Annotated in this window: 12 protein-coding genes; 9 read left to right on the top strand and 3 right to left on the bottom strand. The window is 61.7% G+C overall.

The genetic code is table 11. The features are described 5' to 3' along the window. The first annotated feature begins 5 nt into the window (after positions 1 to 5). From J7U39_RS25390 to J7U39_RS25380, 3 genes are all read left to right on the top strand, one after another. A complete protein-coding gene (locus J7U39_RS25390; protein ID WP_210632950.1) occupies positions 6 to 644 on the top strand; it encodes a LysE family transporter in 639 nt (212 codons plus the stop codon). A 26-nt stretch (positions 645 to 670) separates the two neighbouring features. After that, positions 671 to 2,077 (top strand): dihydrolipoyl dehydrogenase, encoded by a 1,407-nt coding sequence (lpdA, locus tag J7U39_RS25385; protein ID WP_210632949.1) that lies wholly within the window; start codon positions 671 to 673, stop codon positions 2,075 to 2,077. A gap of 96 nt (positions 2,078 to 2,173) precedes the next feature. Continuing rightward, positions 2,174 to 2,674, top strand: a complete 501-nt coding sequence (locus tag J7U39_RS25380) for a cytochrome b/b6 domain-containing protein (RefSeq protein WP_210632948.1) — start codon at positions 2,174 to 2,176, stop codon at positions 2,672 to 2,674. A gap of 12 nt (positions 2,675 to 2,686) precedes the next feature. Here the strand turns inward: J7U39_RS25380 and J7U39_RS25375 are convergent, their stop codons facing one another. After that, positions 2,687 to 3,763, bottom strand: coding sequence for a TraB/GumN family protein (locus J7U39_RS25375; RefSeq protein ID WP_210633044.1), 1,077 nt, complete (start codon positions 3,761 to 3,763; stop codon positions 2,687 to 2,689). Between the two features lie 179 nt (positions 3,764 to 3,942). Then, positions 3,943 to 4,878: a tyrosine recombinase XerC gene (locus tag J7U39_RS25370; RefSeq protein WP_210632947.1), complete on the bottom strand. Its 936-nt coding sequence runs from the start codon at positions 4,876 to 4,878 to the stop codon at positions 3,943 to 3,945. 139 nt (positions 4,879 to 5,017) lie between these two features. On the opposite strand from J7U39_RS25370, the gene J7U39_RS25365 reads away from it, so the two are divergent. Together J7U39_RS25365 and J7U39_RS25360 are read left to right on the top strand one after the other, a co-directional pair. Beyond that, on the top strand, positions 5,018 to 5,968 hold the full coding sequence (locus J7U39_RS25365) for a GNAT family N-acetyltransferase (protein WP_210632946.1): 951 nt from the start codon (positions 5,018 to 5,020) through the stop codon (positions 5,966 to 5,968). Between the two features lie 4 nt (positions 5,969 to 5,972). Beyond that, positions 5,973 to 6,413 (top strand): GNAT family N-acetyltransferase, encoded by a 441-nt coding sequence (locus tag J7U39_RS25360; protein ID WP_210632945.1) that lies wholly within the window; start codon positions 5,973 to 5,975, stop codon positions 6,411 to 6,413. A gap of 17 nt (positions 6,414 to 6,430) precedes the next feature. Here J7U39_RS25360 and J7U39_RS25355 read toward each other — a convergent pair whose 3' ends face one another. After that, complete coding sequence (locus J7U39_RS25355; RefSeq protein WP_210632944.1) at positions 6,431 to 7,363, bottom strand: dihydrodipicolinate synthase family protein; 933 nt, start codon at positions 7,361 to 7,363, stop codon at positions 6,431 to 6,433. Positions 7,364 to 7,548: 185 nt separating this feature from the next. Between J7U39_RS25355 and J7U39_RS25350 the strand changes: the two genes are divergently transcribed. The 4 genes from J7U39_RS25350 (at position 7,549) to atpA (ending at position 12,584) form a co-directional block, all read left to right on the top strand. Continuing rightward, positions 7,549 to 9,765 (top strand): primosomal protein N', encoded by a 2,217-nt coding sequence (locus tag J7U39_RS25350; RefSeq protein ID WP_210632943.1) that lies wholly within the window; start codon positions 7,549 to 7,551, stop codon positions 9,763 to 9,765. Positions 9,766 to 9,844: 79 nt separating this feature from the next. Then, on the top strand, positions 9,845 to 10,234 hold the full coding sequence (locus J7U39_RS25345) for a DUF4345 domain-containing protein (RefSeq protein ID WP_210632942.1): 390 nt from the start codon (positions 9,845 to 9,847) through the stop codon (positions 10,232 to 10,234). A gap of 254 nt (positions 10,235 to 10,488) precedes the next feature. Further along, positions 10,489 to 11,055 (top strand): F0F1 ATP synthase subunit delta, encoded by a 567-nt coding sequence (locus J7U39_RS25340; protein ID WP_210633043.1) that lies wholly within the window; start codon positions 10,489 to 10,491, stop codon positions 11,053 to 11,055. Continuing rightward, positions 11,055 to 12,584 (top strand): F0F1 ATP synthase subunit alpha, encoded by a 1,530-nt coding sequence (atpA, locus tag J7U39_RS25335; RefSeq protein ID WP_210632941.1) that lies wholly within the window; start codon positions 11,055 to 11,057, stop codon positions 12,582 to 12,584. The genes J7U39_RS25340 and atpA overlap by 1 nt, the downstream gene beginning before the upstream one ends. Positions 12,585 to 12,599 lie beyond the last annotated feature (15 nt).

The raw sequence follows: 12,599 nt of genomic DNA, 5'->3' as shown, positions 1-12,599 counted from the left end.
TCAATATGAGCTACATCTTCGAATTCCTCGGCCTGATGGCCGTCTTCTCTATTTTCATCGTCGTGCCGGGCGCCGATTTCGCTGTCATCCTGCGCCAAAGCATCATGCATGGGCGCCGCGCCGCCATCATGACCGGGCTCGGCATGGGCTTCTCGCTGCTCTTTCATATCAGCTACACGATCCTTGGCCTCGGCCTGATCGTCTCCAAGTCGCTGATGCTGTTTGCGATGATTAAATGGGCGGGTGTCGGCTATCTCGTCTATCTCGGCATCAAGTCGTTCCGCGAACCGGGATTCAATGTGCAGGAGATCGCCGTCACGGCCGACGAGCGCAAGTCGGCCTCGATGCTGTCATGCCTCGGCATGGGGTTCATCACCAATGCGCTGAACCCGAAGCCGGTGCTGTTCTTCCTGTCCTTGTTTTCGACGCTCGTCCACCACGACACGCCAGCACTGATCCAGTTCTCCTATGGTATCGGCATGGCGACGGCGCTGGTCGCCTGGTTTGCCGGCGTCTCCTATTTCTTCACGGTCAAGACGATCCGAGACCGCTTCATCGCCAGCGGCAAATGGTTCAACCGCATCACCGGAGCGGCACTCGTCGCCTTCGGCTTCCGCCTCGCGCTGTCGCGCGCAGCCGACTAAACGAAAAATCCAAAGGGAAAGAAGCAATGTCCTACGATGTGATCATTATCGGAACCGGTCCGGGCGGCTATGTCTGCGCCGTCAAGGCAGCCCAGCTCGGCCTCAAGGTCGCCGTCGTCGAAAAGCGCGCGACCTATGGCGGCACCTGTCTGAACGTCGGCTGCATTCCGTCGAAGGCGCTGCTGCATGCTTCCGAAATGTTCCATCAGGCCGGCCATGGATTAACCGCGCTTGGCATCGACGTGTCGGCGCCGACGCTCAACCTCGCCAATATGATGGCGCACAAGGATGCGACGGTGAAGTCGAATGTCGACGGCGTCGCCTTCCTGTTCAAAAAGAACAAGATCGACGCTTTCAAGGGTACCGGCAAGATCGTTTCGGCCGGCAAGGTTTCCATCACCGCCGAGGACGGGACCGCGCAGGAAATCGAAGGCAAGAACATCGTCATCGCGACCGGTTCGGATGTCGCCGGCATTCCGGGCGTGCAGGTCGAAATCGATGAAAAGACCATCATCTCGTCGACAGGCGGCATTGCGTTGGAAAAGGTGCCGGAAACGTTGATCGTCGTCGGCGGTGGCGTCATCGGCCTCGAACTCGGCTCGGTCTGGTCGCGTCTCGGCGCCAAGGTCACCGTCGTCGAATATCTCGACACCATTCTCGGCGGCATGGACGGCGAGGTCTCCAAGCAGTTCCAGCGCATGCTCGCCAAGCAGGGCATCGATTTCAACCTCAGCGCCAAGGTCACCGGCGTCGAAAAGGGCGATAAGGGCGCCAAGGTCACGTTCGAGCCGGTCAAGGGCGGCGACACGGTGACGCTCGACGCTGAAGTCGTGCTGATCGCCACCGGCCGCAAGCCCTATACCGCAGGTCTCGGCCTGGAAGAGGCAGGTGTTGTGCTCGACAATCGCGGCCGCGTCGAGATCGACGGCCACTTCAAGACCAATGTCGCCGGCATCTATGCGATCGGCGACGTGGTGAAGGGGCCGATGCTGGCGCACAAGGCCGAAGACGAGGGCGTGGCGCTTGCCGAAATCCTTGCCGGTCAGCATGGCCACGTCAATTATGAGGTCATCCCGAGCGTCGTTTATACCCAGCCGGAGATCGCTTCGGTCGGCAAGACTGAGGAGGAACTGAAGGCGGCAGGCATCGCCTACAAGGTCGGCAAGTTCCCGTTCACCGCAAACGGCCGCGCCCGTGCGATGCTGGCGACCGACGGCTTCGTCAAGATCCTCGCCGACAAGGAGACCGACCGCGTGCTCGGCGGCCATATCGTCGGCTTCGGCGCCGGCGAGATGATCCACGAGATCGCCGTGCTGATGGAATTCGGCGGCTCGTCGGAAGATCTCGGCCGCAGCTGCCATGCACATCCGACGATGTCTGAAGCCGTCAAGGAGGCTGCACTCGCGACCTTCTTCAAGCCGATCCATATGTAATCTTACATCTTCGTAATGAAGCGCGCAGCCGCTTGCCGAGAGGCAAGCGGCTGTTTTAGTTGATCGCAGAGTTCGACCATCCGGGGGAGATCAGCAATGCAGCAGCCGTCCATCCCGAGTTACAGTCTCAGCCAGCGTTTCCTCCACTGGGCGGTGGCGCTGCTGATCTTCTTCAATCTGCTGTTTCCCGACGGGATGAATATATGGCACCGGCTCGTTCGCAGGGGCGAGGTGCCGACGCCCGAGCAGATTGCCTCGGCCAATATCCATACCTATGTCGGCATCGCCATTCTGCTGCTTGCCGTCCTCAGGCTCTGTCTGCGCTTTATGCAGGGTGCGCCGCCTGAGGCTTCGCAGGAGCCGGCGATCGTTCGTCTCGGGGCAAAACTCGCCCATGCCGGGCTTTATATCCTGCTCTTCGCGATGCCGCTTTCGGGCATCGCCGCTTACTATTTCGGCATCAATCCCGCCGGCTTCGTTCACGCGGATGTCTTGAAGGTCATTCTTTGGGGGCTGATCGCGGCCCACGTCGCAGGCGGGCTCGTCCATCAGTTCTATTATAAAAGCAATGTGCTGCGCCGCATGACGCTCGGCTGACCGACAACGAGTTCAGTTCACGGCGGTAACGGTGAAGCCCTGCTTGCGCAGCAATTCGATGACGCCGCCCTCGCCGGGCAGATGCAGGGCACCGACGGCCATGAAGACGTTTCCGTCGTCGAGAATGGGTGCGGCGCGTTCTGCCATGACCTTGTTTCGATCGAGGATGACCCGCTGTTCGAAGGCGGCATAGTCGCTGCTTTCGCCTTCGGTCTCCGGTGTCACGGTCTTCAGCATCGGCATGGTCAGGCCGATATCGCCGGAGAGGTAGAGATCGGTCATCGTTTCGACCACATCATTCATCTTGGCTCCGAGTTCCAGCGTCTCGATCAGCGACTTCATATGGAATTCGACCGGCAGATCAGCCATGGCCTGGATCTGCTCGGCAAGGGTTTCCAGCCCCTTGACCTCCTTGCCCTCGGCAACGGCGTCGGTGGCGATTTTCTGGTCGAGAAACTGCACGCCCCTGGCCTTGCGGGCGAGTTCGCAGGCCGGAAGGGCAACGGCGCTGGAGATCATCCATGGCCGCATGCGGGAGACGGCGCTGAGCGGGATGCCGCGCTGCTTGAGGCCGGCCTCCAGGCGCTTGTAGTCCTCGGCAGAGAGCAGCTTGTCGATCGTCGTGCCGTCGGTGAACATCGTCAGTTCCGGCCGCGCGAGCAGGGCGGCGGTTGCCTTTCGTTCATCGAGGATCTCGTCGGATTCGATGATGATCGTGTTGGCTGCGTCGTGGGCCGCCTGGGCGCGCGGCGGCAGGGCGAGCACACGGGGATCGGTCACATGCATGCTGCCGAGCAGCCATGAAGGGGCAAGTCCGGGCTTTTCGATCTTCCAGAAGATGCCCTTGCCGTTCGGCGTTGCTTCGGCTTCCTTGACCGCCTCGGCGTATCGGGCGGGGTCGCTCTGCTGCAAGTCGACCATCAGATTGCGGCCGGTGCAGGCAGTGTCTTCGGCCGCCGCCGGCCTTGCGGCGAGGAGGGCGACAAACAGAGCCGCAACAAGCAGCATGTGGAAGGCCGCAATCAGCCAGAGCAGCAGATTGCCGGGTGCTAAGAGGAAAAAAGCCCGGCGGCTGATTGAAGTCGTCATCATGGTATTCCCCACATGCCCTATCGCTTCTGCTCTACGCTCAGCTTGCGCATAATCCTTTAAGAGAATGCGTTAACGAAAAATTAGCGCGTCGATTCAGGCCGGATTCATGGGCGCTGAGCTTGTCGACAATATGGGATGCCCTCGTCACAAGCGCTGCGCATTCTGGACGAGATCCATCAAGCGCGCGGATGGGCTCGATCATACACCTCAAGCAACCGCGATGCATCGACGCCGGTATAGACCTGCGTTGTCGAAAGGCTGGCGTGGCCGAGCAGTTCCTGGATGGTGCGCAGATCGCCGCCGCCAGCAAGCAGATGGGTGGCGAAGGAGTGGCGGAGCGCATGCGGCGTCGCCGTCTCCGGCAGGCCGAAGGCGCCGCGCAGCTTCTGCATGGCGCGCTGGATGATCGCCGCCTGCAGCTTGCCGCCGCGGGCGCCGCGAAACAGCGGCTCACCGCTTTCGAGATAATAGGGACAGAGGGCGCGATATTTTTCGACCGCATCGAAAACGACGGGCAGAAGCGGCACCAGCCGTGTCTTGTTGCCTTTGCCGGTGATGCGCAGCGCTGTGGCGCCCTTCGGCAGGTCGGCGGGAACGAGACCCAGCGCTTCGGAAATGCGCAGGCCACAGCCGTAGAGCAGAGTCATGACAGCCGCATCGCGCGCGGCGATCCAGGGTTCGTCATGCAGTTGGGCTTCATCGCTGACGATGGTGATCGCCTGCGTATCCGACAGGGGTTTGGGCAGCGACTTCGGCTGTTTCGGCGAACGGATCGCACCGGCGCCGGCGGCATTGACCAAGCCCTTCTTTTCCAGGTGACGCAACAGCGAACGAAGGCCGGCGAGATTGCGGCCGAGCGAACGGGCGCCGGAGCCTTGCCTGCGCCGGGCAGCCAGGAAGGCGCGGAAATCGGCGGGACGCAATTCCCTGATGTCGGCGAGGGTCGCCGGGCCGGCAAGATGACCGGTCAGGAAGGTCAGAAACTGGCGGGTGTCGCGCTCATATGCATCGAGCGTATGCTCGGAAAGGCGGCGTTCACGAGCGAGGTTTTCGAGCCACGCAGCGCGTTCCGCCATCAGGCGCGGGTCGGCGATTACAAGCAGTTCATTCACGTTGCTGGCCTTGAATTTGCCTTCAAGTCCGCCAATTTGAAGCAGGAACGGTTATGGAATTGCTAATGCCGGCCAAGCCTTTGTCATCCTTCGATCATATTGTACTGCGATAGCTTACAGCCCATAGACAGGATCTTTCATGGCACGGCGCGATTCCATGACGGCTTTCGGACAACTCGCGGAAGCGATCGCTCTCGTTTCACAGGGAAAGCCCGGTCACATCGTCGACACGCTGATTGCCGAACGCGGCCAGAGGATCGTGAAACATCCGCTCTGGCCGGTCATGCGACCGTTCGTATACACGCTTCTGCGCTACAACAAGGCGATCGAATTCGCCAATGCGGTGGCCAAGATGCCGGGGTTCCAGTCGTTCGAATATCTGAGCGACGTGCTGAAGCTCGACATCGGCGTCGCCAATGGCGAACGCATTCCTGATAGCGGCGGCTTCATCCTCGTCAGCAATCACCCCACAGGCATTGCCGACGGCGTAGCCGTTTTCGACCTCCTGAAAACGCGCCGACCCGATATGATGTTCTTTGCCAATCGCGATGCGATCCGCGTCAACCCGCGTTTTGCCGAGATGGTCATCCCCGTCGAATGGCGGGAGGAGCACAAGAGCAAGCTCAAGGCGCGCGAGACGCTACAATTGACGAACCACGCAGTACGGGAAGGCAAGGCGACGGTGCTCTTTCCATCGGGCCGCATCGCCTATTGGGCCAATGGCCGGCTCAATGAACGCCCCTGGAAGACGTCGGCGGTCGGGCTGGCGCGCAAATACAATCTGCCGATTCTCCCCGTCCACATGACGGCGCGCAATTCCGGCCTGTTCTACTGGCTGGCAAAGTGGTCGACGGAGCTTCGCGACATGACGGTTTTCCACGAACTCTTGAACAAACGCGGCGACCGTTTCGATTTCGTGATCGGCAATCTCATTCCCGCCGAACATCTCGACGGCGATGTCAACGAGGTGACGAAGGCGCTGGAGAAACATACGGTCCACGACATGGCCCGCGATGGGGACGCGACCTTCGTGCCGGTCGGCGGGCCGGCTGCGGCGATGCCGTGCGAGATGTCGGTTCTGGCCGTCTAGAATCGTGACGATCGATATTCGCATCTTCCATGATGGGTTGCCGGAGGCAATGGCGGGGCTTGCGCACCAAGCCCAACAGGAAGGCCATCTCCATATCGGCCGGCTTATCGATGACTGGGCAGCTGGCGGCATCCGCTTCACGCGTGACGGCGAAAGGCTGCTCGGCGCTTTTGAGGGCGAAACACTCGTTGCTGTCGGAGGCGTGACCATCGAACCCGCCCGGCCGGAAGCGCTGCGGATGCGGCGTTTCTACGTTCGCCCCGCAATGCGCGGTCGCGGCGTCGGGCGGATGCTTGCTCTGGCGCTTCTGGATCACGCGCGGCGCTTCTGCCGCTGTGTCACTGTCCATGCGGGAAATGATGGTGCGATGAGGTTTTGGGAGTCGCTCGAGTTTCGTCCCCTTGACCAGGATGGCTATACCCTTGTCCTAGACCTGCGCGGTTGAGGCGAGACCGCACACCATTATGCGCCGATCTCCTGGAGGCGGACGGCCTGGCGGGCCAAGAGCCGCTCGACATCGGCAATGTCGAGCGCCGAAAGCCTGGGCCCCGGCTTGCGCAAGGCGGCGGATTTGATCACGCCGCGCTTGGCAAGCACGTATTTGCGGCAGGCAAGACCGACGCCCTGCTGCTGTTCATAGCGAGCGAGCGGCAGATAGGCATCGAAGATTTCGTGGGCGCGCTCGGGATTGCCGGCGCTATAGGCTTCGACGACGCCGACCATCATCTCGGGATAACAGAAGCCGGTCATGGCGCCGTCGGCGCCGCGGCCCATCTCCTCCGGCAGGAAAAGCCCGCCATTGCCGCAGAGGATGGAGATGCGCCGCATGCCGCCCTTGTCGCTGGCTGCGCGAAGCGCGGTGATTTTCGACAGGCCCGGCCAATCCTCGTGTTTAAGCATGACGCAATTCGGCACCTCTCTGACGATGCGCTCGATGACCGCGGGTGCGATCGTCACATTGGTGGTAAGCGGATAGTCCTGCAGCGCGAAAGGCGTATCACCCAGGGTTTCACCAACCGACTGGTAGAAGGCGAAGACCTGATCGTCGGTCCTGATGGTCCAGGGCGGCGCAACCATGACGCCGGCGGCACCTTCGCCCATGACGACCTTGGCGAGCTCGCTCATCGGGGCAAGCCCGGGCGCCGACACGCCGACGACCACCGGCAGGCGTCCGTCAAGGCGCTTCAGTACACGCTCGACCACGATCCGCGATTCCTCGGCGGTCAGCTTCGGAGCCTCGCCGAGCTGGCCGAGCACCGTCAGGCCGGTGACGCCGGCGCCTTCATAAAACTCGACCATGCTGTCGATGCTTTGGAGATCAAGCGTGCCGTCGTCGGCAAAGGGAGTTACAGCGATAACGTAGACGCCTTTGGCATTCTCGCTCAGTCTGGCCATTCATGCTCTCCGATTCAGCTGTCGAACAATCTTCCGGCAAACTAGGCGGCCAATTGCTTGCCCGGCAACCTTTTCGTCAAGGCGCGGTTCATCTTGGCGAGCCTTCGTTATCCACATTGTCGCCAGTCGAGCCATCTCTTCTTTGCGGTTCCAATTCCATCGATTTGCGGGCATGGTCTCGCGCGATGAGCATAGATTCGTCCGATCTCTTTGGCACGCTTTTCGAAGCACCGCCCGTGAACCGAACGGTTCCGGTGCTGGTGCCGATGCCGGCGCCGAAACCCTATTCCTACTCGGTGCCGGAGGGCATGGCGGTCGAGCCCGGCTCGGTCGTGCAGGTACCGCTCGGGCCGCGGCAGGTGATCGGCGTCGTCTGGGACGGCGGCGAAGATGGCGTCGATCCGAAGAAGCTGCGGCCGATCAGCCATGTCTTCGATTGCCCGCCGCTTTCCAAGGAGATGCGGGATTTCATCGATTGGGTGGCGAGCTACACGCTCTCCCCGCCCGGCCTCGTGGCACGCATGGCGCTCAGGGCGCCGAATGCCTTCGAGCCTGAGCCGATGGTGGAGGGGCTGAAATTCGTCGGCGGCGAACCTGAGCGGATGACACCGGCGCGTGCTCGCGTGCTTGCGGCCGCTTTCGACGGCCTGTCATGGACGCGCAGCGGTCTGGCGCATGCGGCCGGCGTTTCGACGAGCGTCGTCGATGGGCTGATCACGCTCGGCATTTTCGAGACGGTGTTCCTGCCGCCGCCGCCCGTTGTGGCGATGCCGGATCCCGGCTTTGCCGCCGCACGCCTCGAAGGGCCGCAGAAAGAGGCGGCGGCGGAGATCGTCTCCGACGTCCGCAGGGGCGAATTTTCGGTGTCGCTGATCGACGGGGTGACCGGCTCCGGCAAGACCGAAGTCTATTTCGAGGCGATCGCCGAGACGCTGAAGCGCGGCAGGCAAGTGCTGATCTTGCTGCCGGAGATCGCGCTGACGGCGAGTTTCCTCGAGCGTTTTCAGGATCGCTTCGGGGCAAAGCCGGCCGAATGGCATTCCGACCTCGCCCCGCGCATGCGCGAAAAGGTCTGGCGCCAGGCGGTGACCGGGGAAGTGCGGGTCGTGGCCGGCGCCCGATCGGCGCTCTTCCTGCCTTTCGAAGACCTTGGTCTCATCATCGTCGACGAGGAGCATGATCCTGCCTACAAGCAGGAAGATCGGGTCTTCTATAATGCCCGCGACATGGCCGTGGTGCGCGGCCGTATCGGTGATTTTCCCGTCATCCTGGTGTCGGCGACGCCGTCGGTCGAAAGCCAGGTCAACGGGCAGAACGGCCGCTACAGCACCGTCCACCTGCCCACGCGTTTCGGCGACGCGGCGCTGCCCGATCTGCATCTCATCGATATGCGCAGGCACGCGCCGGAGCGCGGTGGCTTCCTGTCGCCGGTGCTGATCCGGGCGATCGGCAAGACCGTGGAGAGGCGCGAACAGGCGCTGCTTTTTCTCAATCGGCGCGGTTATGCACCGCTGACGCTCTGCCGGGTCTGCGGTCACCGCTTCCAATGCCCGCAATGTTCGAGCTGGCTGGTCGAGCATCGCTTCCGCAAGCAGCTGCAGTGCCATCAATGCGGCCATGCCGAGCGCACCCCGGAGGCCTGTCCGGAGTGCGGCACGCTCGACCATCTCGTCGCCTGCGGGCCTGGCGTCGAACGCATCGCCGAAGAGGTGGAGCGACATTTCCCAGAGGCGCGGACAATCGTTCTGTCCTCGGATATCATGGGCGGTGTGAAGCGGCTGCGGCTGGAGCTTGATGCAATCGCCAAGGGCGAGGCCGATATCGTCATCGGCACACAGCTCGTCGCCAAGGGGCATAATTTTCCGCTGATGACGCTGGTCGGCATCGTCGATGCCGATCTCGGCCTTGCCAATGGTGACCCGCGCGCGGCCGAGCGCACGTTTCAACTTCTGTCGCAGGTGACGGGCCGCGCCGGACGCACCGGTCTCAAAAGCCACGGGTTGCTGCAGACCTACCAGCCGCAGCATCCCGTGATGCAGGCGATTGTATCAGGCGATTCCGACGCCTTTTACGAGCGCGAGATCACCGAGCGCGAACGCGCCGCACTACCGCCCTTCGGCCGGCTGGCTTCGATCATCGTATCGGCAGAAACGCGCCACGACGCCGAGAACCATGCGCGCGGCATGCGCAACGCAGCACCCCAGGTCTCCGGCATCTCAGTGCTCGGCCCGGCGGAAGCGCCCCTCGCCTTGGTGCGCGGCCGCCACCGCTTCCGCCTTTTGGTCCACGGACGGCGCAACTCCGACATCCAGGCGTTTTTGCGGGCGATGCTGTCGCAGTCGCCGAAGGAGCGCGGATCAGTGCAGGTGCAGCTCGATATCGATCCCCAGAGCTTTCTGTAGATCGTTCCGCACGCTGCGTTTCCGGATGCGGCCGATCATGGCATAAACGCAGAATCAGCGGATGATTTGGGGTCGAGGCATGGAATTTGAGTTTCCCACGGAATTTGGCGAGCAGCTTGCCTTCGGCGCAGCCGCCTTCACGGCCATCGCCGGCTTCGTCATCATGTTTGCGCCCGGTCTTGCGATGAGGATCTTCGGCCTGGCGCCGCGCGGCGAGCGGCGTGAAGGTTTCAGCGAGGTCCGATCGACAGGCGGCTTCTATCTCGGTTTTGGTCTCGGTTCCGTCGTGCTGGCGCAGCCGCTGATTTATACGGCATTCGGCGCAGCGTTCGCCATGGCCGCGTTCGCCCGCATCGTCTCCATCCTGTCAGATAAGGGGAGTACTTATCTCAACTATTTACTTCTGGTTGTGCAAACAGTTATCGCGGCACTGCCGCTGCTGTATGTTTTCGGCTTCTTCCAAACATGATTTTCGCCGTCGGCGGCGGCTTGCGCGGCCCGCTTTCAGGCCATTGCGCAATTTTGCGAACAGAAATTCATGCGAAAGGCGTATTCGGGCATTACGCGTGTTGCGAGTCCGAACATCCTATGTTAGACGGACCCCGAATTTCGGAAGAAGCAAGAGGCTTCTCTTGTGATTTCTGGGGGAAATCAAAACGAATTCAAGATCATAGGTTCGGCGCCCGCCGAGAGCCGGATTTTGGATTGAAATCAGGGAAATTTGTGCCAGTGGCAGACACGTCCCAGCTTACTTCTGGTGTTGCCGAGCGCTATGCCTCGTCGCTTTTCGAGCTGGCGCTCGAACACGGCGCCGTCGACAGCGTAGCCGCCGATCTTGACCGTTTCCAGGCGATGCTGGATGAGAGCGCTGAACTGAAGCGCTTCGTCGCAAGCCCGGTTTTCTCCGCTGAAGATCAGCTGAAGGCGATTGTCGCCATCAGCGAGAGAGCCGGCATCAGCGGCTTCTTCGCCAATTTTCTGAAGGTCGTGGCGCGCAACCGCCGCCTGTTTGCCCTGCCGGGGATGATCAGGGCCTTCCGCCTCATCGCGGCGAATAATCGCGGTGAAATCTCCGCCGAGGTCACCTCGGCGCATGCGCTCTCCCAAGCGCAGGAAACCGAATTGAAGGCGGCACTCAAGAGCGTCACCGGCAAAGACGTGACGATGGCCGTCACGGTTGATCCGTCAATTCTTGGTGGTCTGATCGTGAAGGTCGGGTCCCGTCAGATTGATACGTCTCTTCGTACCAAACTCTCTACCCTTAAGCTCGCATTGAAAGAGGTTGGCTGATGGATATCCGCGCCGCGGAAATTTCCGCAATTCTCAAAGACCAGATCAAAAATTTCGGCAAAGAGGCGGAAGTCTCGGAAGTCGGCCAGGTTCTCTCCGTCGGTGACGGTATCGCTCGCGTTTACGGGCTGGACAATGTCCAGGCTGGTGAAATGGTCGAGTTCCCCGGCGGCATCCGCGGCATGGCCCTGAACCTTGAATCCGACAATGTCGGCGTCGTTATTTTCGGTAACGACCGCGACATCAAGGAAGGCGACACTGTCAAGCGGACCGGTGCCATCGTCGACGTTCCCGTTGGTCCCGAACTGCTCGGCCGTGTCGTCGACGCGCTCGGCAACCCGATCGACGGTAAAGGCCCGATCAATGCGACGCGCCGTTCGCGCGTCGACATCAAGGCTCCCGGCATCATCCCGCGCAAGTCGGTCCATGAGCCGATGTCGACCGGCCTCAAGGCCATCGATGCGCTGATTCCGGTCGGCCGCGGCCAGCGCGAACTCGTCATCGGCGACCGCCAGACCGGCAAGACCGCCATCCTTCTCGATGCCTTCCTCAACCAGAAGGCCATTCACGACAATGGTCCGGAGGGCGAAAAGCTTTACTGCGTTTACGTCGCTATCGGCCAGAAGCGTTCGACCGTCGCCCAGTTCGTCAAGGTGCTCGAAGAGCGCGGCGCGCTGAAATACTCGATCATCGTCGCCGCCACCGCTTCCGACCCGGCGCCGATGCAGTACCTGGCCCCGTTTGCCGGCTGCGCCATGGGCGAATATTTCCGCGACAACGGCATGCATGCGCTGATTGGTTACGACGACCTGTCGAAGCAGGCCGTGTCCTACCGCCAGATGTCGCTGTTGCTGCGTCGCCCGCCGGGCCGCGAAGCCTATCCGGGCGATGTTTTCTATCTGCACTCTCGCCTGCTCGAGCGCGCTGCGAAGATGAACGACGACATGGGTGCCGGTTCGCTGACCGCTCTTCCGGTCATCGAAACGCAGGGCAACGACGTTTCGGCCTTCATTCCGACCAACGTGATCTCGATCACCGACGGCCAGATCTTCCTTGAAACCGACCTGTTCTACCAGGGTATCCGTCCTGCCGTGAACGTCGGCCTGTCGGTTTCCCGCGTCGGTTCCTCGGCTCAGATCAAGGCGATGAAGCAGGTCGCAGGCTCGATCAAGGGCGAGCTCGCCCAGTACCGCGAAATGGCCGCCTTCGCCCAGTTCGGTTCGGATCTTGACGCTGCGACGCAGCGCCTGCTGAACCGTGGCGCTCGCCTGACCGAGCTCCTGAAGCAGCCGCAGTTCTCGCCGCTGAAGACGGAAGAGCAGGTCGCTGTGATCTTCGCAGGCGTCAATGGTTACCTCGACAAGCTGCCGGTCGCATCGGTCGGCAAGTTCGAACAGGGCCTGTTGTCCTATCTGCGTTCGGAAGGCTCCGCCATCCTCGACGCAATCCGCACGGAAAAGGCTATCAGCGACGACACCAGGGGCAAGCTCACCGCTGCTCTCGACAGCTTCGCCAAGTCTTTCCAGTAATCGGGCCAGGTTAGG

It is taken from the genome of Rhizobium sp. NLR16a, assembly GCF_017948245.1.
Classification (GTDB): domain Bacteria; phylum Pseudomonadota; class Alphaproteobacteria; order Rhizobiales; family Rhizobiaceae; genus Rhizobium.
Note: the sequence above shows the minus strand (reverse complement) of the source record. Positions and strands in the feature narration are given on the sequence as shown.